The 23,187-nt window shown below is 61.6% G+C and carries 25 protein-coding genes and 3 pseudogenes; 14 read left to right on the top strand and 14 right to left on the bottom strand.

Annotated elements, in window-relative coordinates; genetic code table 11:
• Positions 1–124: 124 nt before the first annotated feature.
• The 3 genes from merA to merT form a co-directional block, all read right to left on the bottom strand.
• Complete coding sequence (merA, locus tag KYG_RS14075; protein WP_008905583.1) at positions 125–1,807, bottom strand: mercury(II) reductase; 1,683 nt, start codon at positions 1,805–1,807, stop codon at positions 125–127.
• Positions 1,808–1,878: 71 nt separating this feature from the next.
• Positions 1,879–2,154 (bottom strand): mercury resistance system periplasmic binding protein MerP, encoded by a 276-nt coding sequence (merP, locus tag KYG_RS14070; RefSeq protein ID WP_008905582.1) that lies wholly within the window; start codon positions 2,152–2,154, stop codon positions 1,879–1,881.
• A gap of 15 nt (positions 2,155–2,169) precedes the next feature.
• Complete coding sequence (gene merT / locus KYG_RS14065) at positions 2,170–2,520, bottom strand: mercuric ion transporter MerT (RefSeq protein WP_008905581.1); 351 nt, start codon at positions 2,518–2,520, stop codon at positions 2,170–2,172.
• Between the two features lie 70 nt (positions 2,521–2,590).
• On the opposite strand from merT, the gene merR reads away from it, so the two are divergent.
• A complete protein-coding gene (gene merR / locus KYG_RS14060) occupies positions 2,591–3,016 on the top strand; it encodes an Hg(II)-responsive transcriptional regulator (RefSeq protein WP_008905580.1) in 426 nt (141 codons plus the stop codon).
• Between the two features lie 681 nt (positions 3,017–3,697).
• On the opposite strand, the gene KYG_RS14050 is transcribed toward merR, so the two are convergent.
• Entirely contained in the window at positions 3,698–4,132 is a 435-nt protein-coding gene (locus KYG_RS14050; protein ID WP_008905578.1) for a Cd(II)/Pb(II)-responsive transcriptional regulator, read from the bottom strand.
• Positions 4,133–4,214: 82 nt separating this feature from the next.
• Between KYG_RS14050 and KYG_RS14045 the strand changes: the two genes are divergently transcribed.
• Entirely contained in the window at positions 4,215–6,536 is a 2,322-nt protein-coding gene (locus tag KYG_RS14045; protein WP_139019387.1) for a cation-translocating P-type ATPase, read from the top strand.
• Between the two features lie 412 nt (positions 6,537–6,948).
• Here KYG_RS14045 and KYG_RS14035 read toward each other — a convergent pair whose 3' ends face one another.
• The 3 genes from KYG_RS14035 to KYG_RS14025 all read right to left on the bottom strand — a co-directional run bounded on the left by KYG_RS14035 (position 6,949) and on the right by KYG_RS14025 (position 8,818).
• Positions 6,949–7,359, bottom strand: coding sequence for a cytochrome c family protein (locus tag KYG_RS14035; RefSeq protein WP_008905575.1), 411 nt, complete (start codon positions 7,357–7,359; stop codon positions 6,949–6,951).
• Entirely contained in the window at positions 7,356–7,949 is a 594-nt protein-coding gene (locus KYG_RS14030; protein ID WP_008905574.1) for a ferritin-like domain-containing protein, read from the bottom strand. The genes KYG_RS14035 and KYG_RS14030 overlap by 4 nt, the downstream gene beginning before the upstream one ends.
• A 149-nt stretch (positions 7,950–8,098) precedes the next feature.
• Positions 8,099–8,818: an RNA polymerase sigma factor gene (locus KYG_RS14025; protein ID WP_034694706.1), complete on the bottom strand. Its 720-nt coding sequence runs from the start codon at positions 8,816–8,818 to the stop codon at positions 8,099–8,101.
• Positions 8,819–8,970: 152 nt separating this feature from the next.
• On the opposite strand from KYG_RS14025, the gene KYG_RS14020 reads away from it, so the two are divergent.
• Positions 8,971–9,732 (top strand): metallophosphoesterase, encoded by a 762-nt coding sequence (locus KYG_RS14020; RefSeq protein ID WP_008905572.1) that lies wholly within the window; start codon positions 8,971–8,973, stop codon positions 9,730–9,732.
• Between the two features lie 72 nt (positions 9,733–9,804).
• Here KYG_RS14020 and KYG_RS14015 read toward each other — a convergent pair whose 3' ends face one another.
• Positions 9,805–10,536 carry a GntR family transcriptional regulator gene (locus KYG_RS14015; RefSeq protein WP_008905571.1) on the bottom strand — a complete coding sequence of 244 codons (732 nt, stop codon included), beginning with the start codon at positions 10,534–10,536 and terminating at the stop codon, positions 9,805–9,807.
• A 123-nt stretch (positions 10,537–10,659) separates the two neighbouring features.
• Here KYG_RS14015 and KYG_RS14010 point away from each other — a divergent pair.
• A pseudogene (locus KYG_RS14010) lies at positions 10,660–11,067 on the top strand (3-carboxy-cis,cis-muconate cycloisomerase); the annotation flags it as partial.
• A gap of 229 nt (positions 11,068–11,296) precedes the next feature.
• On the opposite strand, the gene KYG_RS14005 reads toward KYG_RS14010, so the two are convergent.
• Both KYG_RS14005 and KYG_RS24455 read right to left on the bottom strand, forming a co-directional pair.
• The gene (locus tag KYG_RS14005) at positions 11,297–11,959 is read right to left on the bottom strand and encodes a TVP38/TMEM64 family protein (protein WP_008905569.1); all 663 of its coding nucleotides are present in this window, start codon (positions 11,957–11,959) and stop codon (positions 11,297–11,299) included.
• Positions 11,959–12,078, bottom strand: a complete 120-nt coding sequence (locus tag KYG_RS24455) for a DUF3641 domain-containing protein (protein ID WP_202798343.1) — start codon at positions 12,076–12,078, stop codon at positions 11,959–11,961. Before KYG_RS24455 ends, KYG_RS14005 begins: the two co-directional genes overlap by 1 nt.
• A gap of 14 nt (positions 12,079–12,092) precedes the next feature.
• On the opposite strand from KYG_RS24455, the pseudogene KYG_RS14000 reads away from it, so the two are divergent.
• From KYG_RS14000 to KYG_RS13960, 10 genes and pseudogenes are all read left to right on the top strand, one after another.
• Positions 12,093–12,305, top strand: a pseudogene (locus KYG_RS14000) (zinc-binding dehydrogenase); the annotation flags it as partial.
• Positions 12,306–12,626: 321 nt separating this feature from the next.
• Complete coding sequence (locus tag KYG_RS13995; protein WP_050813863.1) at positions 12,627–14,576, top strand: sigma-54-dependent Fis family transcriptional regulator; 1,950 nt, start codon at positions 12,627–12,629, stop codon at positions 14,574–14,576.
• Between the two features lie 418 nt (positions 14,577–14,994).
• Positions 14,995–15,981, top strand: a complete 987-nt coding sequence (locus KYG_RS13990) for a thiamine pyrophosphate-dependent dehydrogenase E1 component subunit alpha (protein ID WP_034397995.1) — start codon at positions 14,995–14,997, stop codon at positions 15,979–15,981.
• An 11-nt stretch (positions 15,982–15,992) separates the two neighbouring features.
• Positions 15,993–17,012: an alpha-ketoacid dehydrogenase subunit beta gene (locus KYG_RS13985; protein WP_008905565.1), complete on the top strand. Its 1,020-nt coding sequence runs from the start codon at positions 15,993–15,995 to the stop codon at positions 17,010–17,012.
• Positions 17,013–17,067: 55 nt separating this feature from the next.
• The gene (locus KYG_RS13980; protein WP_008905564.1) at positions 17,068–17,298 is read left to right on the top strand and encodes a biotin/lipoyl-containing protein; all 231 of its coding nucleotides are present in this window, start codon (positions 17,068–17,070) and stop codon (positions 17,296–17,298) included.
• Positions 17,295–17,975 (top strand): 2-oxo acid dehydrogenase subunit E2, encoded by a 681-nt coding sequence (locus KYG_RS13975; protein WP_008905563.1) that lies wholly within the window; start codon positions 17,295–17,297, stop codon positions 17,973–17,975. The genes KYG_RS13980 and KYG_RS13975 overlap by 4 nt, the downstream gene beginning before the upstream one ends.
• Complete coding sequence (locus KYG_RS24450) at positions 17,972–18,700, top strand: hypothetical protein (protein WP_139019386.1); 729 nt, start codon at positions 17,972–17,974, stop codon at positions 18,698–18,700. The genes KYG_RS13975 and KYG_RS24450 overlap by 4 nt, the downstream gene beginning before the upstream one ends.
• A gap of 106 nt (positions 18,701–18,806) precedes the next feature.
• Positions 18,807–19,031 carry a hypothetical protein gene (locus KYG_RS13970; RefSeq protein ID WP_008905561.1) on the top strand — a complete coding sequence of 75 codons (225 nt, stop codon included), beginning with the start codon at positions 18,807–18,809 and terminating at the stop codon, positions 19,029–19,031.
• Between the two features lie 134 nt (positions 19,032–19,165).
• Positions 19,166–19,903: an alpha/beta fold hydrolase gene (locus tag KYG_RS13965; RefSeq protein WP_008905560.1), complete on the top strand. Its 738-nt coding sequence runs from the start codon at positions 19,166–19,168 to the stop codon at positions 19,901–19,903.
• Positions 19,904–19,952: 49 nt separating this feature from the next.
• The gene (locus tag KYG_RS13960; RefSeq protein WP_008905559.1) at positions 19,953–20,303 is read left to right on the top strand and encodes a cobalt chelatase subunit CobS; all 351 of its coding nucleotides are present in this window, start codon (positions 19,953–19,955) and stop codon (positions 20,301–20,303) included.
• On the opposite strand, the pseudogene KYG_RS23860 reads toward KYG_RS13960, so the two are convergent.
• The 4 genes and pseudogenes from KYG_RS23860 to KYG_RS13940 all read right to left on the bottom strand — a co-directional run bounded on the left by KYG_RS23860 (position 20,227) and on the right by KYG_RS13940 (position 22,896).
• Positions 20,227–20,579 (bottom strand): annotated as a pseudogene (locus KYG_RS23860) (carboxymuconolactone decarboxylase family protein). The gene KYG_RS13960 and the pseudogene KYG_RS23860 overlap by 77 nt on opposite strands.
• An 18-nt stretch (positions 20,580–20,597) precedes the next feature.
• Positions 20,598–21,155 carry a peroxidase-related enzyme gene (locus KYG_RS13950; protein ID WP_085942584.1) on the bottom strand — a complete coding sequence of 186 codons (558 nt, stop codon included), beginning with the start codon at positions 21,153–21,155 and terminating at the stop codon, positions 20,598–20,600.
• Between the two features lie 72 nt (positions 21,156–21,227).
• Positions 21,228–22,211 carry an MDR family oxidoreductase gene (locus KYG_RS13945; protein ID WP_008905557.1) on the bottom strand — a complete coding sequence of 328 codons (984 nt, stop codon included), beginning with the start codon at positions 22,209–22,211 and terminating at the stop codon, positions 21,228–21,230.
• Between the two features lie 49 nt (positions 22,212–22,260).
• Positions 22,261–22,896 carry a TetR/AcrR family transcriptional regulator gene (locus KYG_RS13940; RefSeq protein WP_034397988.1) on the bottom strand — a complete coding sequence of 212 codons (636 nt, stop codon included), beginning with the start codon at positions 22,894–22,896 and terminating at the stop codon, positions 22,261–22,263.
• Positions 22,897–23,187 lie beyond the last annotated feature (291 nt).

Here is a 23,187-nt window from a genome sequence, read left to right as displayed (position 1 = left end):
ACTATCTCCCCGGAAATCAACAGCCCTACACAAAGATCGCTCGGCGTTGGCTGTTGCTTGGCCAATCGGCGCAAATCAATAGCCAGAGATACTGTTCGGGCACTCTTACCAACTTGCTCGTGTCTCATCCTGCGCAGCAAGAAAGCTGCTTGACGTCTTTGCTAAAGGTCTGCGCCGCGAGCTTGAGTCCCTCGACCATCGTCAAATAGGGGAACAACTGGTCGGCCAGGTCATGCACTGTCATGCGGTGTCGAATTGCCAGGGTCGCCGTCTGGATCAGTTCGCCAGCTTCCGGCGCGACCGCCTGCACGCCAATCAAGTGCCCGGTGGTATCGGTCACCAGCTTGATAAAACCACGCGTGTCGAAGTTGGCGAGCGCACGTGGCACGTTGTCCAGCGTCAACAGCCGGCTGTCGGTCTCAATGCCGCCATTGCGCGCTCCTGCTTCGGTGTAGCCCACGGTTGCTACTTGTGGATCGGTGAACACCACGGCGGGCATCGCGGTCAGGTCGAGTGCCGCTTCCCCACCGGTCATGTTGATGGCCGCGCGCGTGCCTGCGGTTGCGGCCACATAGACGAATTGAGGCTGGTCGGTGCAATCGCCTGCCGCGTAAATGTTCCGGCCACTGGTGCGCATGCCCTTGTCAACGACGATGCCCCCCTGCGCATTGACTGTGACCCCCGCCGCGTCCAGCGCGAGGCTGTGCGTGTTCGGTGTCCGCCCCGTTGCGACCAGCAGCCTGTCAGCGCGGATATCTCCGTGCCCCGTCGTCAGCACAAATTCACCGTCAACATGCGCGACCTGGCTGGCTTCCCTGTGCTCCAGCACCTCGATGCCTTCGGCACGAAAAGCAGCAGTCATGGCCTCTCCGATGGCCGGGTCCTCCCGGAAAAACAAGGTGCTGCGCGCCAGAATCACTACTTTGCTGCCTAGCCGGGCAAAAGCCTGGGCCAGCTCCAGCGCCACCACCGACGAGCCAATCACAGCCAGCCGTTCGGGAACGGTGGCACTGGCGAGCGCCTCCGTCGAAGTCCAGTAGGGTGACTCTTTCAAACCCGGAATCGGCGGTAGGGCCGGGCTGGCTCCTGTCGCGACCAAACAGCGGTCGAACACCACGATCTGCTCGTCCCCCTCGCTCAAACGGACGACAAGGCTCCGATCGTCCTTGAAACGCGCTTCACCGTGCAACACCGTGATGCCTGGGTTGCCGTCCAGGATGCCTTCGTACTTGGCATGGCGGAGTTCTTCGACACGTGCCTGCTGCTGCGCTAGCAACCGCTCGCGCAGGATCGTCGGCGGTGTGGGTGACATGCCCCCATCGAACGGGCTTTCTCGGCGCAGATGCGCGATATGCGCGGCGCGGATCATGATTTTGGACGGCACACAGCCAATGTTCACACAAGTTCCGCCGATGGTGCCTCGCTCCACCAGCGTGACGTGCGCGCCTTGCTCGACGGCCTTCAGTGCTGCCGCCATAGCGGCTCCACCACTTCCGATCACGGCTATTTGCAGCGGACGCTCGTTGCCACGGCGCTTGTCAGCGCCCCCTGTCCACTGACGCACCTGATCGAGCGATCCAGCGTGGTTGTGTTTGGGGGGGACATCGGCGAGCATTGCTTTGTAGCCCAGTCTGGCCACAGCGGCAGTCAGAGCATCGGGCAATGTGCCCGGCAGGGTGACAAGTTGGGCAGTGCCTTCGGGGTGGGAGACAAATGCCGACTGTACGCCGGGCACGTCTTCCAAGGCTTTTTTGACGTGTGCCGCACACGAACCGCAGGTCATGCCGGTGATTGTCAGATGGGTCATGCGACAGATCCTTTTTGCTTGTGCGCGCCAGGTAACGGCATCACATGCGCTGCAGTGCAGTTGTCAATGCTTCACCGCTTGACACTGGATGGAAACCCCACCTCTGCGGTTGCCTTGGTCAGCTTCTGCACGCTGGTCTTTGCGTCATCGAAGGTGACAGCTGCGTCGCGCGTCTCAAAGGTCACCTCAACTTCGCTAACGCCTTCGATCTTGGAAAGCGCTTTTTTGACGATGATCGGGCAGGTGGAGCAGGTCATGCCGGGAATGGCCAGCATGACGGTCTGGGTGGCGGCCCACACGGGGACAACGGCCAGGGTGAGCGCCAGGGAGGCAAGTAGTTGTTTCATGAAGAACTCCTGTGATCAATAGAAAAATGGCATGACATAGGGGAACCCGAGCGCGACCACAATCAGTGCGGCCACGCTCCAGAAAATAAGCTTGTAGGCAGCTCGCACCTGGGGAATCGCGCAGATCTCCCCCGGTTTACAGGCTTGCACCGGGCGGTAAATGCGCCGCCAGGCGAAGAACAGCGCCACCAGCGCTACGCCGATGAAGATCGGGCGGTAGGGCTCCAGCACTGTCAGGTTGCCAATCCATGCCCCGCTGAATCCCAGGGCAATCAGAACCAGCGGTCCGAGGCAGCAAGTCGAGGCAAGGATGGCCGCCAGCCCTCCGGCGAAGAGCGCTGTGCGCCCGTTGTTTGGCTCCGACATGCGCTTGACCTTTCAAAATTGGTTGAATCACGTAACCTTACTTCCGTAGTCATGTACGGAGTCAAGGGGTATGAAAGCCAATTTGGAGAGTTTTACGATCGGCGCCTTTGCCGAGGCGGCCGGGGTCAATGTGGAGACCATCCGGTTCTATCAGCGCAAGGGGTTGTTGCCTGAGCCGGACAAGCCTCACGGCAGCATTCGCCGCTATGGAGAGGCAGATGTGACGCGGGTGCGCTTCGTCAAAGCGGCTCAGCGCCTGGGCTTCAGCCTGGATGCAATAGCCGAGCTGCTGCGGCTAGACGATGGAACTCATTGTGAAGAAGCCAGCGCACTGGCGGAGTCCAAGCTCAAGGATGTGCGCGAGAAGATAGCCGACTTGGCACGCATGGAGTCGGTGCTGTCTGAACTGGTATGCGCCTGTCATGCGAGAAAAGGGAATGTCTCCTGCCCACTGATTGCATCGCTGCAGGACGGCGAAAACCTCTCGCCGCCGTAATGAGGTGCCTGAGCACACCGGCAACGGCCACTGATCGCCTCCTTTCCTCATTCAAAACCCAAGGTAACTATGAAAGCTCTCTTTCCCTGAGGAATACAAAAAGGCCCGTCCTGCGACCGGCGTGAAACGGACCAAGGAAGGCAGTACAGCAGGGGGGGGTAGGCACTGGCCTCGCCGATACCAACAAGGCTGAAGCGCGTGATCAGGAGAAAGCCAATGCGCGTGAAGCTATGCCGCACAAGGAAGCCACACCGGGTTCACCCCCCAAGTAATTCCGATACAGAGGGCGGTCACAATAGTCCAAACTTAGGGACACTCGGTCGACAATTGTCACGTCAGGGCGAGGGCTCGCTGGGGAAACGTACATGTCAATGTCCGCCGCGATAGACGTGTGCCCAAGCAGATACTTTAGGGTACGGACGCGTAGCCAGGAGGGCAAATGCCCAGCCTCAGTGAGCGCATCTGCAATCGTCTGACGATCTTCAGCACTCTTCACGGTGAGCATGCACTTGGACATGTCCACCTGTATTTTGTAATCGGGATCTGCGATCTGCAGTGTCTGGTTCACCATCCCGGCACTGTGTCCACAAGGTCATGTTGGGAAGCTGGAATTCATTCATCTTTCGCCTCATGGCAAAAAGTTAAGAAGAATCTAGTCTCCGCCTTGCGATGAAGGCAAAGTCAATCGCTTTTTCCTCCATGGCACACACCCGCTTCGCCATGTGCGGCCGCAACAAGCTCGTTGAGAATTCCACAACTCAGATTTGCGTGCTCTCCACTGCATGCTGAGCGCAGTTGCAGCAGTTGGTTTTCCAACGCCATCATGCTGACGAGGCGAGCGCGCAGCCGACGTAGCTGGTCGTCGATCAAATGGTTGACGTCTGCGCACGCCTCTTGCGGGGCATCCAATGCACCCAATAAGCTCTTCACGTCAGCCAGCGGGATGTCCAGCGCCCTGCAGTGCCGCACAAACGACAACCGCTCCAGGTGGGCCGGAGCGTAGTTGCGATAGCCATTGGCCAGCCGCGCGGGTAGAGGCAAGAGGCCTTCCTTTTCGTAAAAACGGATCGTTTCGGCTTCAACGCCTGTGGCGGCAGCCAGTTGCTTGATCTGCATTTGTGAGGTCGGGGGGTGTTCGGGAGACTTGACACTGTAGCGACTCCAAGGTTTCCAATCGAGGCATCAATGAGAGAAATTTATGAAATCCTGCTGCGACGAAGCACAAAAACCAACCTCCCAGGACCCATGCTGCGCTCCAGCCGCTCCCGTCTCTACTCAGCTTGATTCCTGTTGCGCCAGCCCGGTTGCGGCCTCTCCAGATACTTGCTGTACCCCACATTCGCTAGCAACCGCAGCGCCTTCGTTTGCAAATGGGCGTGGCCCCCAGGGAGCCATGTTCCGCATCGAGGCCATGGACTGCGCAGCCGAAGAAAGTGAGATCCGCCGCGCGCTGAAGTCAATTGCCGGGGTGCGCGGCCTGGGGTTTCAGCTCGGCGCACGCACGCTGACCATTGACGCCCCTGATGCTGTGATTCCTCAAGCCTTGGCGGCCATTCGCAAGGCAGGGTTCGACCCGCAGCCCGTGGCAACCGCTGCGGCAACGGGCGAAGCCCCTGGGCGGGCCTCCACCACCGACGAACTCGGGCGTATGGGGTTGGCGCTGGGCCTGGCCGTCTGCGCCGAAGCCGTGGCCTTCTTCTCTCCAGACACGCTGGCCTTCAAGGGCATTGGCATGGCCCTGGCGGCGGCGGCCATCTGGCTGGCGGGCTTTTCCACCTACCGCAAGGGGTTTGCCGCCTTGCTGCAGGGACGGCTGAACATCAATGCGCTGATGACGGTGGCCGTGACCGGCGCGTTTCTCATTGGCCAATGGCCAGAAGCCGCCATGGTGATGGCCCTCTATGCCATTGCTGAATTGATCGAAGGCCGCGCGGTAGACCGTGCACGCAATGCCATCAAGAGCCTGTTGGATCTCACGCCCGAGACGGCCGAAGTACGCCAGCCTGACGGCAGCTGGAAATCGGTGGCCGCTGCACAGGTTCCCGTCAACGCCATCGTCCGGGTCAGGCCGGGCGAGCGCATGCCGCTGGACGGCACGGTGGCCGTTGGGACCAGCGCAGTCAACCAGGCGCCGGTCACGGGAGAGAGCATTCCGGTGGACAAGGTTCCTGGAGATCCCGTGTTTGCTGGCACCATCAACGAAACAGGCACCCTGGAGGTGATGGTCACGGCAGAGGCCAGCAACACCACCTTGGCCCGCATCATTCACTCGGTGGAACAGGCGCAGGGCTCACGCGCCCCCACACAGCAGTTCGTGGACCGGTTTGCTGCCATTTACACCCCGGCTGTGTTCATCATGGCCGTTCTTGTGGCGACGCTCACTCCGGTCTTTATGGACCTGACGTGGGTGGATGCCGTCTACAAGGCTCTGGTACTGCTGGTCATCGCCTGCCCCTGTGCGCTGGTGATCGCAACGCCGGTGACGGTGGTCAGTGGTCTGGCTTCTGCGGCCCGGCGTGGCATCCTCATCAAGGGCGGGGTTTACCTGGAAGACGCGCACAAACTCAAGGCCATTGCGCTCGACAAGACCGGCACGATCACGGAAGGAAAACCCAAACTGGTGGCCCAGCACGTGCTGGCCAGAACGTATCCCGAAACCCAGATTCTGGGCTGGGCGGCGAACCTGGCTGGTCACTCCGACCACCCCGTATCCAAAGCCATCGCGCAAGGGCTCTCTGCTGGCCAGAGCTCCGTGGCGAGCTTCACGGCCCTTGCCGGACGTGGTGTGGAAGCCCAGCTTGAAGGACAACCCCTGATTCTGGGGAACCATCGGCTCATCGAGGAGCGGGGTCTTTGCAACCCCGCTATCGAGGCGCTGCTGCATGAACAGGAATCGCTGGGCCACACGGTTACCCTTCTGGCCAGCAAGTCAGAGGTTCTTGCTATCTTTGCGGTGGCCGACACCATCAAGGACAGCTCACGGGAGGCCATCGCTCAACTGCACGCTCTGGGGATCGCCTCGGTCATGTTGACCGGAGACAACCAATCCACGGCAGAGAGCATCGCCAAACAGGCGGGCATTGACCAGGCGCATGGTAACCTGCTGCCAGAAGACAAGCTGTCGGCCATTGAGCAGATGCAGACCCAGTACGGCGCCACGGCGATGACGGGAGATGGCATCAACGACGTCCCTGCGCTGGCACGCGCCGACATCGGCTTGGCCATGGGTGCGGTAGGAACCGACACGGCCATGGAGGCTGCAGATATCGTCATCATGAACGACGATTTGCGCCGCATCCCCGAAGTCATCCAGCTCTCCAAGCGCACGCGGAGCATCCTTCTTCAGAACATCATGCTGGCGCTGGGCATCAAGACGGTGTTCCTCGTGCTTGCGGTCTTTGGGAATGCGTCGATGTGGATGGCGGTTTTTGCGGACATGGGGGCCAGCCTCCTGGTGGTCGGCAACGGGCTGAGGCTGCTGCGCGGTGCGCGCGCTCACGCGATCCGCGCTTTAGGTTAGATCCAGGGGGGCGTCAACGTGCTGATGGTGCACGTCAGCGGGAAGCGCCCCGGCATCTACCTTGAGCCTTATGGACAAGGCTGTCACGGGATCGACCGCCGCCGCGACGACTTCGTGCAGTCCGAGCGCGTCGGTCCATCGAGCCTCGTCGCCAAATGTGTCATATCGGAAGACGTCCCGACCACTGTGCAGTCAGCGCCTCTTGGGCGGCTCTTGGTCATCGACCACAGTGCCCCTCCGCAAGCGACGGCAGCCGTGGCGGTCACACCGATCAGTATTGCAAGACGCCACACCGACGAGCGGCGTGTCTAACAACCTGCATATTTCATATCTTTGCCTCCAATCGACCATGGATTCCGGCATCCCAGCAGCGCAACTGAATGTCAGATCGACCCTCGTGCTCGCGACAGTACTAAGGAGCGGGCTTGCACGCCTCGCCGAGATGCGAAGCCACCTTCAGCCAGGCGATCAGGTCCGACCGCTCGGCTGCGTCTTTTACGCCGGCGTAGCCCATGGATGTTCCAGGTAACGCTGTCATGGGGTCCTTCAAGAAAACGTGGAGCGACTTCTCATCCCATACCCACTGACTCTCTCGCATAGCTTTGGAATAGGCGCTGTATCCGGGCGCGGTGCCAGCACGGCGCCCAAACAGCCCGCAGTGCTGGGGCCCCGTGCGATTGCCCTCGATCGCGTGGCAGGCGGCGCAGCGCGCGTATATCTGCTCACCGCGTGCCAGCGATGCTGCGTCTGGCGCCGCGCGGGCATCGGCGGCGAGCAGGCCGCCCGCCAGCCCCAGAGCCACGACAAGGCAGCGCGGCTTCATGACATGAAGGCTGAAGGCACGGGCGCCTCGCCCAGGACCTGGCGCAGCACGGCCCAGTGCATGGCCTCGTCGCCCAGGATGCTCGCGGCGACCTGCGCCAGCGTACGGTCAGCAAACAAGGGGACGGCGCCCAGGTAGGCCGAGATGGCGCCGCGCTCCAAGCCGGCCGCGAAGCGCAGCACGTCGGCTTCCACCTTGAGCTTTTCCACGGGAAACTGGTATTTTTCCTTGGATGCCACGGGTTTGCCACCGAGCTTTTGCACCGTGCTGGCAATGGCCGCCGCATGCTCCTTGTGGTGCCCCTGGAACGTGACGGCTATCGGCAGCACCGCCTTGCTCAGCAGGCCGCTTTCCGCGCCCACCTGGTAGGCCGCCACCGCCTCCAGTTCAGCGCCAAGGGCGGTATTGAGGATGCGCACATCAGCCTCCAGCTCCTGGGCGCTCACCTTGGCACCGGCGGCCAGCGCGTCGCGCCCGCCCAGCAAAGCCACGGCGCTTGCGGACAGCACGGCTGCGCCGGATGCCGACATGGCACGTCGGCGCGAGAGAAACAAGGCCTGCGAGGGGACGTAAATGGAAGTGCTCTTCATGGTTTTCTCCGTGGGTTGATGAACCGTTGCGCCGACACCTGGAACGGCCGGCAAATTTGAATAAGGTGACTCTGGCCAGGCGCGGCGCTGCAGGCCATACGCGCGGTACGGCCAGACGGGATGGCGTCGCGGGGGTGTTTTGGCTGTGCTCAGCGCCGCGCAATGAGATGGCGCTGCTGCAGCTCGGCCACCACATAGCGCACGACCTGGTCGCAGCGCTCGCCGGCAAACGCAAAGACGCTCTCGGCATGCGCCTCAACCTGCGCGCCGAGTGCATCGCGCAGCAGGGAGCGGGCGCGCAGGTAGCGGGTCTTGACGACGGCGTCGGTCACCTGCAGGCAGTACGCAGCTTCGTCCACGCTCATTTCCTGCACGGCGCGCAAGATGAACACACTGCGGTAGATGGGCGGTAGCCCCTCGATGGCGGACTGCAGCAGGGCGCGCAGTTCGGTGCGCGCCAGCACGGATTCGGGCGATACGTCTGGGGGGGCGCTAAAGGACATCATGTGCTCCGGAGAAGGCTCGTGGTCCAGATCCTGGGGGTCAAGCGGCACCGACCGGCTGCGCTTGCGCAGCACGTCCAGTGCGATGTTGATGGCAATGCGCGCCATCCAGGTCGCCAGCGATGCATCCCCCTGAAAATCCCGCAGCCGCGTGAAGGCGCGCAGGTAGGTTTCCTGCACCACGTCCTGCGCCTCCGCGTCGTCGAAGACAACCCCGCGCGCTGCGCGAAACAGCACTCGGTTATGGCGCCGCATGATGGCTTCAAAGGCACTCTGATCTCCTTGCAGAGCGCTCGCCACCAGCTGTTCGTCGGAACAAGGGGTGGAAACGGTCGGCTGAGCATGGGCTAGAGACAATGACTGCATGGTGGGCTCGCTTTTTTGGGGCTTGTGACCATTGGACGCCGAGCACACCAAAAAGGTGACAGCCCCCCGAATATCCGCAATGGCCGCGTGCTCAAGTCGGTTTCGTCCTCCGGGTCAGAATGCCCCCTGTCTCGTTGCCGCGAAACCCGCCCATGAAAATCGCTCTGCTCTCCGACCTGCACCTGTCCGTGCAGCCCCTGGAAATGCCGCACACCGACGCTGATCTCGTCGTCCTGGCCGGCGATCTGCAACGCCCCGCCCAAGGCGTGGCCTGGGCACGGCAGTTCAACCGGCCCACGCTGTACGTCGCTGGCAATCACGAGTTCTATGGTTCCGACCTGGTGAGCACCATGGCCAACCTGCGCACCGAGGCGCAGGGCAGCCAGGTGCGCGTGCTAGAACGCGAGGAATGGCGCCATGGCGGCGTGCGCTTTCTGGCCTGCACGCTGTGGTCGGATTACCGGCTGTTCGACTCGCCCGCGCAGCGCGAGGACGGGCTGGAAAAGGCGCAGGCGTTTGTGCGCGACTTCAGCCGCATCGGTTTGACCCCGGATTTCCCGGACCGCTTTACGCCCGCCGTCTCGCAAATGCTGTTTGACCAATCCGTCGCCTGGCTGGAAGCACGCTTTGCCGAGCCCTTCGATGGCCCCACGGTAGTGGTCACGCACTTTGCGCCCTCTCCCGGCAGCATTGCGCCGCAGTTTGTCGGCTCACCGCTGAACGCCTGCTTTGTCTCCAACCTGGAAGCGCACATCCTGCGCTGGCAGCCCCGCCTGTGGCTGCACGGCCACGTGCACCACAGTTGCGACTACCAGGTGGGCGCCACGCGCGTCGTGGCCAACCCGCGCGGCTACGCGCCCAACGGTGTGGTCGAAAATGGGCGATTTGAGCCCAGTCTTTTGATTGACGTGTAGGTGCTGTAAGGCGCTTTGCCGTCATCTGACGGTTGCCTCAAACTCATCATATCGAGCGCGATTGCATATCGATCACTCCTTTGACCGGTGCAGATCCATGGAGAACTTGAACCTGTCCGCAGGGTGCAGCGAGACGGAGATTTCGAACACCTGGTCTGCCGCGTCCAGGTAGTGCCGCGTGATCTGCAACGCCGGCGACCCCGCTTCTACGCCCAGGTCGTCACTGCGCTCGCGCGGAATCAGCACCGCCTCGATGCTCTGACGAATGCGCGTAATGCGGCGGCCGTAGCGCTCCTCAATCAGCGTGCTGGCCAGTGTTTCAGGCGCGTTGCGCACCAACTCGCCAATGTCGGCATAGGCAGGGTCGATGTACAGGTCCAGCCAGCAGATTGGGCGTGCCTTTTTGCCATCCTCCATGCGCAGGCAGGCGATGTGTAGCCAGCGCGTGCCACCAGGGCAATCCAGAGCTTGGGCCAATTGCAGGTCGGTCACCACCTCGCCGGTGGATCGCACCGTGCGCACGTGCTCTGCGCCAAAGCGGGCCAGCTCTTCCACGGTGGCGATGGACTGGGTGAAGCCCGCCAAAGGACGCATGGCCTCCACACGGGTGCCTACGTTCTTGCGGCGCGAGATCAGCCCCAACTCCTGCAGCGCATCCAGCGCCTTGCGCACGGCATAGCGGCTCAGACCGTATTGCTCGCACAGCTCGAATTCGGTGGGCAGCAGCGTGCCCACGGCATAGCGGCCAGAGGAGATTCCTTCGGAGAGGTCGCGGGCGAGGTCTGTGTTCTTGGCTGTGGTCATGCGAAGCAGGGGTGCGCAAACATACAGGGTAAACCCTGCATGGCAATTTGTTCGAACATATTAAAGTTTATTTGTTCGAACATTTATATATGTTCGCATTTTATCAACATATCCCGCAAAACCATGACTTCTTCCATTTTTTCGCCTGCCAGCACGGTGCTGGATTCGGTTTTGTTCAGAGACGCCTTTGGTACGGCCCGCATGCGCGACGTGTTCTCGGACCAGAGCCTGATCGCCCGCTACATCGAGGTCGAGGTGGCTTTGGCCCGCGCTGAGGCGCGCGTGGGTGTGATTCCTGCCGATGCGGCCGAAGCCATCGCCCGCGAGTCGCGCCTGGACCGCGTGGACTTCGACCACATGCGGCATGAGACCGATATCGTGGGCTACCCCATCTTGCCGCTGGTGCACCAGATGGTGGCGATGTGCGGCGAAGCTGGGCGCTACGTGCACTGGGGCGCCACCACGCAGGACATCATGGACACTGCCAACGTGCTGCAGGTGCGCGCAGGGCTTGCGGTAGCGGAGGCCGACAAGTTCGGCCCGCAGTGTCGATGTCGTTGGTAGTCATTGGAGAATCCGTTTCTCTTTTTGCACGGGGACAGGTAGATCTACTTGCCAATGAGCAGGTGGCTCGCTCGCTAGAGGCTTGTACAGTGCGACCAGTTGCCTGTCTCCCACCTGTTGAGTTGGTAAATCAAAGGCCACGCTGCCTTGGCGAAGTCCGATCACCCTGTCGGCGAGGACCGGCAACAGCGCGGGGTTATCCCAGGACCATCTTGGCAACCAGCGGAAACACACCCAATAAGACCAATGACAGCGTGACACCCGGCGCGACAAGGCCGGCCAAGCTATCGATGCGCGCCAACTGCGTACCCGCATTCACGTACACCAAAGTGCCTGCCAGCATGCCGATCTGGCTGACCCCGTAGAAGGTCAGCGAGCGGATAGGCATCAGGCCCATCAGCAGGTTGATGAGAAAGAACGGGAAGACGGGGACCAAGCGCAGCGTAAAGAGGTAGAAAGCGCCATCGCGAGCCATTCCGTCATTGATGGGCTTGAGCCGGTCACCGAAGCGCGCCTGCACCCAGTCTCGAAGCAGGTATCGTGCGCTCCAGAACGCCAAGGTCGCGCCAAGAGTGGACGCAAAAGACGCAATGAAGGTGCCCCAGAGCAGACCGAAGATGGCGCCAGCGGCCAGTGTCAGGATGACAGCGCCCGGCAGGGAAAGAGCCGCCACCAGCACATACACCGCGCCGAAGCCCAGGCCAAGCAAAACAGGGGATGTGCTTTTCCATGCGGCAAATTGATCGAGACCCGATTTGAGCCCTTCGAGCGTCAGCCACTTCGGACCACCGGCTGCGAAAAATGCCCACACCAGCACCACGACCAGCGCCACGAGCGCAAGACGTTTGGCGACCCTCATCACTGCTCCGCCTTGAGTGCACCACCGCAACTGCTGCCCTGTCCGGCCGTGCAGCCATAGCAATGGTCAGCGGTGCGCACCGGCCGACCCACAGGGTCTTGCTTCAGCAGATCTCGCAGGTGCCTGAGCCCTCGAGCTGATGTTCACGCGCTCGATGTTCGGCACGCCGGACATGGCGCGCCAGGGGCAGATGCTGACCGAGGTGGCGGCGCTGGTTGACGCCGGGCGCATCCGCTCGACGGCCACCGAGACCGCCGGCAGGATCGATGCCGCGACCTTGCGCCGGGTGCACGCGCAGATCGAAAGCGGAACGGCGCGCGGCAAGATCGTGCTCGAAGGGTTCTGAAGGGCCGCAACGAATACGATTGACAGGTCGGCCTCGGACTGCCGCCAGAACCGGATGATCTGCTCTTCTTCATGTTCGTCTTTCTCCTGGTGGTTGACGGACTTCACTAACCTCCGCTTGGTACGGTTGGTGAAGGTCAGGTCAAATCCCGAGATGGTCATTTTTTCGAGCTTCGGACCTATCATTGAGCGTGCAAAGGCCAACGGTGTCGCGGTGAGGCTGCGGCAGAGCTTGTAGGTCTCGCCACATTGCGACAGACACGACCGCCTGGATAAACCCGCCTTGATGCGGGTGCCAGCATAAAGAAGCCAGGAGACAAACATGGCATTCAGCAGCCACTGGAGTGCACCCGGTCATGAGGCCACCTCGGACATATCCTGGCGTGCAGACGACGTGATCGAGCGCTCAAGGCAGCGGTCGATGGGCGTTCACAGGCTCGACCCGGGACGCAGTGACCCGCCGCGCGTCCTCACCGCGACTGCCCTGCAAGACCATCGCTTGCCGATGGAAGACCTGCTGGATGTTGCGCGCAGCGGCATGGAGTCGTTGTTCCTGCAGATACGTGACGCCGGGTATGTGATACTGCTCACGGATGCCCACGGCGTCGCCGTCGACTTCATCAGCAACCCATTGCTGGACCGCGAGCTGCGACAGGCCGGCCTGTACCTCGGCAGTTGCTGGTCAGAGGAGACGGAGGGGACATGCGCCGTGGCGCTGGCGAACCTGGAGCAGCGGTCCATCACGGTTCATCATGAAGAACATTTTCGTGTGCCCTACCGAACCCTGAGCTGCAGCGCCGCGCCCCTGTTGGGCGTCGATGGCCAGGTGCAGGCGGTGTTGGATGCATCCGCCCTGTACTCGCCGGACGACAAGCGCAGTCAGCACCTGGTGTTGCAGATGGTCAAGTCGACCGCTCGTTTGATCGAGAACGCCCAGTTTCTCAAGCAATTCGACCGGAACCTGGTGCTGCGTCTGGCCGGACGGCGCGATTTTCTAGAAGTGGCGACAGAGGGCTTGCTCGCGCTGGACGAGGAAGGCCGGATCGTTGCGGCCAACCAGGCCTTTCTGCAATCCGTGGGGCGCACGCCGGCGATGCTGACCGGCGCCCATGTCGAAGACGTTTTCAACGCGCGGATGGAGCGACTGCTTGGCGCTTCACTGGCCCACCCGGAGCCGCTGGCGTTGCGTTTGCTGCACTCGGGCGAGCGGTGTTTTGCCCTGGCGCGCGGGCCACGCAAGCTCACACCAGTGACCGAACGCCAACGACCGATGCTGCATACCCCGGATGACAAGGCGCTGCGTGAACTTGCTGGGAACGATGCCAGCATGACGCGCAATGCCCAGCAGGCCCTCCGTGTGGTAGACAAGGGCCTGGCGATCTTGCTGCAGGGTGAATCGGGCACCGGCAAAGAGGCCTTTGCCAAAGCGATCCACGAGGCGAGCACGCGGCGATCCAAAGCCTTTGTCGCAGTGAATTGCGCTGCCATCCCGGACACCTTGATCGAAAGCGAACTCTTTGGCTACAAAGAGGGCGCATTCACCGGCGCACGCAGCAAGGGGGCCAGGGGCAAGGTTCAGCAGGCCCACGGCGGCACGCTGTTTCTGGACGAAATCGGGGACATGCCTTTGGCGATGCAGACCCGCTTGCTGCGCGTACTGGCCGAAAGGGAAGTCACGCCGCTGGGTTCAGAAACTTCGGTGCCCGTGGACATACAGATAGTTTGCGCCACGCACAGGGACCTCAACGAGCTGGTCGCCAACGGACTTTTCCGCCTGGACCTGTTTTACCGCCTCAATGGCGTCACGCTGGCGTTGCCCAGTTTGCATGAGCGCACAGACAAGGAAGGCTTGATCCGCCAGCTGCTGCAGGAGGAAGGCCGGTCGCTCTATGCCCGTGCGGGCACGGCCTCCCCCCATGCGTTGGCCGCGCTGCAGACCTACCACTGGCCAGGCAACATCCGCCAACTGAAGAACATACTGCGCGCCGCCCTGGCTTTGAGCGGTGGCGAGGCCATCGAACTGGAACACCTCCCGCTCGACATCCAGGGTGCCATGCGTGCCAGCTTGCCCCCACCCCGCATGCTGTCGATTGGCTTACCAGCATCACCTGTCGATGCCGCCGCTGGTTCGGAGCGGGATGATTTGGTGCAGGTTCTGAGAGCGCACCACTGGAACATCACCCATGCGGCGCGCAGCCTGGGCATATGCCGAGCGACTGTCTACCGTCGCATGCAAAAGTTGGGCATCGTCAGCCCCAATCAGCAGGCCTGAATCAGAAGGCGCCGGCACTTTCCGCTTTTGGCGTGATTGGCCGCGAGAGGTCCAGCCCTGGCTTTCCTAGTTGGCGGCGGGGTTGCAGATATACGCAGGTGCGACACCTGTCGCTCGTTCGCTTGCTGGTGCGACACCTGTAGCACACAGGTGTCGCTGCCATGGGCATTCAGCAGGCCGACACACCGCCCTCAAAGCCTTTGGAACGCCCTCAAACCGGCTTTTAGTGCGGTCTCTTTAAGGGTATTCCCGCGATTCTTCTACAGATCCGACTTATGGCATGGCCTTTGCAAAAAAGTACCTGCGAGACGCGCCACCAGGGGGTGACCACTTTGCTTGCGAAGCGGTCCGACGTCGACGAGTTGGCGGCGCACCTGCGTCGTTCGTGTATCTGAGCATTTTTATAGGAGACAAACCAATGACACCAAACCGCGAGAAACAGCATTGGATGTATCGCAACATGGTCACGAGCCGCAAGTTCGAAGAGACCATTGCGAAAATCTATTTCGAGGGCAAGTTGCCCGTGTTCAGCATGGCCGACGGCCCGATTCCCGGTGAGATGCACCTGTCCGACGGGCAAGAACCTGTGGCGGTGGGCGTCTGTGCGCATCTCGAAGCAAGCGACATCGTCACCGCCACGCACCGTCCGCACCACCAGGCCATTGCCAAGGGGGTGGACCTCGACAAGATGGCTGCCGAGATCTTCGGGAAGGCGACCGGCCTTTCAGGCGGGCGTGGCGGGCACATGCACCTCTTTGATCCGAAGGTGAACTTTGCCTGCTCGGGGATCATTGCCCAGGGCATGGGCCCAGCCGTCGGTGCCGCCCTTAGCCGCAAGATGCAGAAAAAGCCCGGCGTTGCCGTGGCTTTCGTTGGCGAGGGTGCCGTGAACCAGGGCGGCTGGCATGAAGCGATGAACCTCGCCGCGACCTGGAAGCTGCCTTTCATTTGCGTCATCGAAGACAACGCCTGGGGGATTTCGGTGTCCAAGGAGGCTTCGACCGCGATCTCCAACAACGCAGACCGTGCGGCCGCTTACGGCATACCTGGCAAGCGCATCGCAGGCAACGACCCTTACGCGATCTATGAGGCCGCTGGTGAAGCGATTGCCCGCGCCCGCGCTGGTGAAGGCCCGTCCCTGCTGGAGATCGAAACGTATCGGCTCGCTGGCCACTTCATGGGTGATGCCGAAGGCTACCGCCCCAAGGGCGAGAAGGACGCGCTGTTCGCGAAGGACCCGATTCCGAAGATGCGCGCCAAGATGATCGCCGATGGCGTGGCCACCGGCGCAGAGCTCGACGCGATAGAGGCACAGGCCGCTGCCCGCGTTGAACAAGCCATCAAATTTGCCCGCGAAAGTGCGGATCCGGCGCCAGAAACCGCGCTGACTTCCGTGTTCGCTTAAGGAGACAGAGCATGAGCGTAGCCAACGAAAGAAAACTGACCATTGCTCGCGCCATGGCCGAGGCCGTGCAACAGGAAATGCAGATCGACCCCACCGTCTTTGTGATGGGTGAGGACATCGGCGCCCTCGGCGGCGTTTACGGCAACACACGCGGTTTGCTGGAGGAATTTGGCCCTGAGCGCATTCGCGACACGCCGATTTCCGAGACCGCCTTCATCGGCGCCGCTGTCGGGGCTGCCCAAGACGGGATGCGCCCGGTTGTCGAACTGATGTTCGTCGATTTCTTCGGCGTCTGCTTTGACGCGATCTACAACCTGATGGCCAAGAACATCTACTTTTCGGGTGGCAACTTCAAGGTGCCGATGGTGCTGATGACGTCGACCGGTGGCGGTTACTCCGACGGCGGGCAGCACTCGCAATGTCTGTATGGCACCTTTGCGCACCTGCCCGGCATGAAGGTGGTTTGCCCGTCGAATGCCTATGACGCCAAGGGGCTGATGACCGCAGCCATGCGCGATGACAGCCCTGTCGTCTACATGTACCACAAGGGCCTGCAAGGCATGGGATGGCTTGCCACAGAAGCGGGCGCAACGGTGCACACCCCAGTGGAAAGCTACACGGTCGAAATCGGCAAAGCCAAGGTCGTGCGCTCAGGAAAAGACGTCACCATCGTCAGCGTCGGGATGGGCGTGCACAACGCTCTGAAAGCAGCCGAGAAGCTGGAGAGCCAAGGCGTCAGCGCTGAGGTGGTCGATCTGGTCAGCCTGGTCCCGCTGGATCGCGACACGATCCGCGCCAGCGTCGCCAAGACGGGTCGCCTCATCGTCGTGGACGAGGACTACATGTCTTACGGCGTCTCCGGCGAGATCATCGCCAGCGTGACGGAACATGACATCTCGGCCCTCAAGGCCGCGCCCAAGCGGGTGGCGTATCCAGATGTGCCGATCCCCTACGCAAGGGTCATGGAGCAGTTCTGCCTGCCCAACCCCGACAAGATCGTTGCCGCGTTCAACAGCATGAAAGCGGCCTGACCGTGCGTCTCGGGGCCGCCTTCACAGGCGGTCCCACCCAACACAGGAAAGCTCCATGACAGACATCATCATCCCCACCAACCTCTGGGAAGAAGACGTAGAAACCGTCATCACCACTTGGTTGGTCAACGACGGGGCCACCGTTGAAAAAGGCGCGTTGATCGCCGAAATCATGACTGCGAAGGTGCAATACGAAATCCACGCGCCCGCGTCGGGCACCGTAGCTATCAAAGAGAAGGCCGACGCGGTGGTTTCCAAAGGCGCTGTCATCGGAACAATTGCATGACCGACGGCGTGCGCACCGTAGCACTGAAAGGCGTGCGCGGCATGATCGCGGACGCCATGGTCAAGAGCCTGGCCACCGCGGCGCAGCTGACCCATCACGGCAGTGCGGACGCTACTGCTTTGCTGGCGGAAAAGGCGCGGCTGGCGGAAGAGGGGACCAAGGCCTCGGTGGAGGATCTGCTGATGCTGGCCGTGATCCGCGCGCTCAAGAAGCATCCCGATGCGAATGGCCGCACCAAGGACCGCGAGGTTCATCTGCACGAAGCGATTGACCTGTCTGTTGCCATCGCACTGCCGGGCAACTTATTGGTGGCCCCGGCGATTTCTGGTGCGGGTGATATGGATGTGAGCGCGTTGCGGAGTGCGCGACAGGACTTGGCGGCGCGGGCCAAGATCAACAAGCTCACCGTGACCGAGATGACGGGCGGCACCTTCACGATCACCAACCTCGGCCTGACGCGGGTGGAGCACTTCACTCCAATCCTGAACGCCGGACAGATCTGCATCTTAGGTATTGGCTGCATGACGGATCGCCCGGTACGGGCACCTGATGGCGGCATAGAGCTTCGCCCTTTTGTCGGCCTCTCGCTCACCTTTGACCACCGTGCGCTGGATGGCGCGCCGGCGGGCGATCTGCTGACCACGATCTGTGAAGAAGTCGAAGGAATGTCCGGGTGACGACGCCTTTGCGCCGATTTGGGTCTGTGTCCGAAGGCTTGACCTTTGAAGCAGGCCTCTTTTCAGCGCAGGGCCCGCAGGTGGGCCTGTGGACAGCAGATGCCAATGCACTCGTGTGCCCGCGCGCCTATGAAACACGCAATGGATTCGCGCAGGCCGCCAGCCTATCGAGCACGCGAGGCTGGCCCGTTCATGTGCGCCCGACCGGAGGTGGCACCGTTCCGCAAGGCCGGGGCATGGCCAACCTGGCGCTCAGCTTTGATGCGCCGGAGGGCTTCACCATCGAAGACGGCTACCGCTTGCTCACCCGGATATTCAGGGCCGGGCTGCGCGTAGAAACACTGGATATTGGGAACACCCCCGGCAGCTTCTGCGACGGCGACTGGAACCTTTCGATAAATGGTAGAAAACTGGTCGGCACCGCGCAACGGTGGCGGCCAACGCACCACGGGAGCCCGCGCGTTCTGGCCCATGCAATGGTCCTTGTGTCAGGGGATATCGCGTCAGGCGCGGACAGCGTTTCCGCCTTTCATCGCGACCTCGGTCTGAGCCCGGTCAAGGCCGACGTCCACACCAGCCTCTGCAGTGCAACACATCACACCGATTTACCCGCCGAAAACCTGTTGGCCGCAGCGCGGGGTGAACTGGCCCATCTTTCAAACCCAATGAACTTTTCAACAAAGGAAACAAACCATATCCACCGACACCATCCACATCCATCTTGAGGTCAAAGTGCCCGAAACCAAGCGCGCTGGTTTCATGACCTTGATGAACGAACTGGTCGAGAGAACGCGCAAATAGCCCGGAACGCTCGTCTATGAGTGGTACGAGGTGGGCGATACCAGCACCTGGCACATCCTCGAGCGTTACGCCGATGCCGAAAACGGTGATCTGCACGTCAAGGGCTTCGCAGAGGGCTATGCGGGCCGCTTCTTCGAGTTGGTGACCAGTTGCACCGGCATCGTGTCGGACAACGCGACGCCCTATATCAAGGGCGTTCTGGCGGGCATCTCTCCACTCTACATTGCGCAAAAAGGCGGCTTCAACCGCTTCTGAGCTGCCCGCACATCTCTTGCTCAGACCGGGCGTAAGATGATGCTTGGTGTGTGGGCCGTCTCGGACATGTTGCAGCGCGCGCCAAGCTCAATCAGTATGCTCGGGGCCAACACGGAAAGCACGAGGACCGACGCATGCTGAACACTGTCACTTATGGGGACGCGCCGGGACCGCCATTGCTGATCGCGCACGGGCTGTTTGGATCAGCGCGCAATTGGGGGGTGCTGGCCAAACGCCTGTCCGAAGCACGGCGGGTGGTCGTCGTGGACATGCGCAATCACGGGTTTTCGGAATGGGCGGCAACCCACAGTTATGAAGATATGGCCGCCGATCTGGCGGCTGTGCTGGACGCACCTGCCGATGTGCTGGGGCATTCCATGGGCGGCAAGGCGGCAATGGTGCTCGCGCTGCAAGCCCCCGACAAAGTGCGCAAGCTGATCGTCGCGGATATCGCCCCGGTGACCTATCGGCATACGCAGATGGGCCCGATTGCGGCGATGCGGCGCGTCGATCTGACCAGCGTGACAACGCGGGCCGAGGCCAAGGCGCAACTGGGTGATCTGGACCCCGGCATCGATGATTTCCTGCTGCAAAACCTTGATCTGAAAGACAAGCGCTGGCGGCTGAACCTGGACGTTCTGGCTGCCGAGATGGACAAGATCATCGGCTTCCCCGATCTGTCCGGATCCTTTGACGGGCCGACCCTGTTCCTGTCTGGCGAGGTGTCGACCTATGTTTCAACAGATCACCGCGGCACGATCAAAGCCTTGTTTCCAAAGGCTCAATTCGCGTGCATTCCTGGAGCGAGCCATTGGCTGCACGCCGAGAAACCGCGCGAGTTTGTGGCCACCGTCTCGACTTTTTTGGGTTGAGGCACACCCGAATTGAGGAACGCTGGCCGCCCCTGAGGACCCATTGCGCATGACTGCAGCTGTACCCGCCACACCCGCGCCGACGCCGTCGCCTCAGCTTACAGTTCCCGACGTGGCCATCAACGTGCGGGACGTATTCGGTTTCGACACCGACATGAAGGTGATGGGTTTCGCCCAGGCCGACGAACATGTTCCCGATCTCGATCCCGACTACATCTTCGACCGGGACACCACGCTGGCAATTCTCGCGAGCTTTGTGCACAACCGCCGCGTGATGATTCAGGGATACCACGGCACAGGCAAGTCGACCCACATCGAACATGTCATCTCGCCGCTTCACCGAACTGATCGTAGGCCTCGAGTGTGCGCATCGCATAGCTGTACGCCGCGCCCGCATTGAGCGCGATCGCGGTGCCCATGGCGCGTCGGTGAGCTCCGCCTCGGTCACGCCCGCCCTGCGCGCGGCTTGCGCATGGACGGCAATGCAACTGTCGCAGCGCGTGGTGACCGCGACGGCGAGCGCGATCAGCTCCTTGGTCTTCGCGTCGAGCGCGCCGTTGCCGTTCTGACCTGCGCTGAGCGCCTGAAAGCCCGCGACCATCCGTGGATTGGCCTTGTGAAGCGCCGCGCCTGCACGGCGGCCGACAAGAAGATAGTCCTTCCAGTTCTTGAACATCGTTGGGCCCCTTGGTGATCAGCCGCGCCCCAGCGCGTAGAACTCGTCGTTGGGCCGCATGCTGGTTACGTTGGCCAGCCGGTTGGACATGCCAAAGAATGCGGAAATGGCTGCGATGTCCCAGATGTCGTCTTCGGTGAAGCCGTGGCTCTTGAGCATGTCGAAGTCAGCTTCACCCACCAGTTGTGCGCTTTGGGAAACTTTCATGCCGAAATCCAGCATGGCCTTCTGACGCGTTGTCAGGTCTGCCTTGCGGTAGTTGGTGGCGACCTGATCGGCGATCAGCGGATTCTTGGCACGAATGCGGAGGATGGCGCCGTGCGCGATCACGCAGTACTGGCACTGATTGGCGGCGCTGGTGGCCACCACGATCATCTCGCGCTCGGCCTTGGTCAGGTTGCCAGGCTTTTCCATCAAGGCATCGTGGTACGCGAAGAAGGCGCGGAATTCGTCGGGGCGGTGCGCCAACGTCAAGAAGACATTGGGGATGAAGCCGGACTTTTCCTGCACGGACTCGATGCGCATGCGAATGTCCTCGGGCATGTCCTTGAGTGCAGGAACGGGAAAGCGACTCACGGGGGCTTGCGTATCTTAGTTCATGGTTTTCTCTTGATTGATGAATCGAAGCTGGCGGGGGAAATCGTGATTTCAGCGGTTCACATCGACAACGATGCGACCACGCACTTCGCCGCTTAGGAGCTGGTTGGCCAACGGGATCGCCTCTGCCAAGCCGACTTCGCGGCTGATATCGCCAAGCTTGGCTACATCAAGATCCGTGACCAGGCGTTGCCACGCGACGAGTCGGTCTGCACGCGGACACATCACGCTGTCGATGCCCGCGAGGGTCACGCCGCGCAAAATGAAAGGCACAACGGTGGCGGGGAAGTCCATGCCTGCGGCCAGGCCGCAGGCAGTCACAACGCCCCCGTACTTGGTTGTGGCGCAGACATTGGCCAGCACATGGCTGCCCACGACATCCACGGCACCAGCCCATCGCTCCTTACCCAGAGGCTTGCCGGGGGAAGCAAATTGAGCGCGTTCGATCACCTCGCTGGCACCCAAGCGCTTGAGGTAGTCCGCGTCTTTCGTCCTGCCGGTAGCGGCCACGACCGTGTAGCCCAGCTTGGCCAAGATCGCGACGGCCACGCTGCCAACGCCGCCAGCCGCGCCCGTGACCAAGATTTCGCCATCCGACGGCTTGACGCCGTGGCGCTCAAGCGCGAGCACGCACAGCATCGCGGTGTAGCCTGCGGTACCAATGGCCATCGCCTGCTGCGGCGTGAACCCCGAAGGAAGAGGAATGAGCCAGTCGCCCTTGAGGCGAGCCTTTTGGGCCAGGCCACCCCAATGCACTTCGCCTACCCCCCAACCGTTGAGCAGCACGGTGTCGCCCGCACGGTAAGCGGGGTTGGCGCTCTCCTCAACAACGCCCACGAGGTCAATGCCCGGGACCATGGGGAAACTTCGCACCACCGGACCCTTGCCAGTGATGGCCAGGCCGTCCTTGTAGTTCAGCGTCGAGTGGCTGACCCGCACGCTCACATCACCTGCGGGCAACTGCGCCTCGTCCATCTGCGCAACCGCTGCGCGATAACCCGATTCCTCCTTCGTGATCAAGATGCCGTTGAACAATTTGCTCTCCTTGGAAAATAGACCGATCGTCTAGTGGTTGACAAAAAAATCACTTCGACCGGAAGCCGGCGAAGAAGAACTGCGTGAACACATCCAGCGGCGCGGCGCGGCGTTCGAGCTTGGCGCGCAAGACTGCGCCTTCCCAGCCGATCCAGAAGAACTCGGCCACTTGCTGCGCATTCACTTCACTCGTGAGTTCGCCCACCTGCTGGGCTTCAACCAGGCACAGTGCGAAACGTCGCTGCCAATCCTCGAAGGTGTGCTGCAGCCGCGCCCGAAAGCTCTCAGGCAATGCGCCCATTTCTTGGCCGAGATTGCCGATCAGACAACCCCGGCGATAGCCAAAGCGCGCCATGGACGACTTGGCGTCATCGATGAAAGCGTGCAGGCGGGCAAGGGGTGTGAGCGTCCGGTTCAGGAGGTGACGGTCAAGCTTGGCCGCGAAGAATTCGCCATAGCGATCGATCAGGCCCAGGCCAAAAGCTTCCTTGCTGTCGAAGTAGTGATAGAAGGAGCCCTTGGGAACACCCACCCTGCTGAGGATTTCCTCGATGCCCGTCGCCGAGAAGCCCTTTTCGGTGAGAACTTCCAGGCCGGCGCGCATAAGCAGCTCGCGCGCATCTGTTAGGCCGTCGCGCTGTCTCGGAGGCCGGCCACGGCGGCGGATGGGGTCTTGCACCTGCATCGAACAATATTAGACCGATTGTCTCTAAAAATGCAAGTGGCAACCGAAGTCAGTGGTTTTCAGCCACCGACAGCATCGCGCCCATCGAATACGTCCACTCTGTCGCGGGGCAACGCTTCAACAAGTCGGCATGCCAACGGGCCTTGTTGCCCAAGCTCGATGGACGCAGTGTAGGTTCTCAGAGTAGATGCAAAAATTCTCATCACTTGCAAAAACTCTGACGCCTTTCACCAGCATCTTTCGACTGGAAATATCAGCGGGGCTGAGTTTTTCTGTTGGATTCCACCGATC

This window comes from Acidovorax sp. NO-1, assembly GCF_000238595.1.
GTDB lineage: Bacteria > Pseudomonadota > Gammaproteobacteria > Burkholderiales > Burkholderiaceae_C > Acidovorax.
The sequence above is the reverse complement of the archived record's forward strand: the minus strand, read 5'-3'. Positions and strand labels throughout refer to the sequence as shown.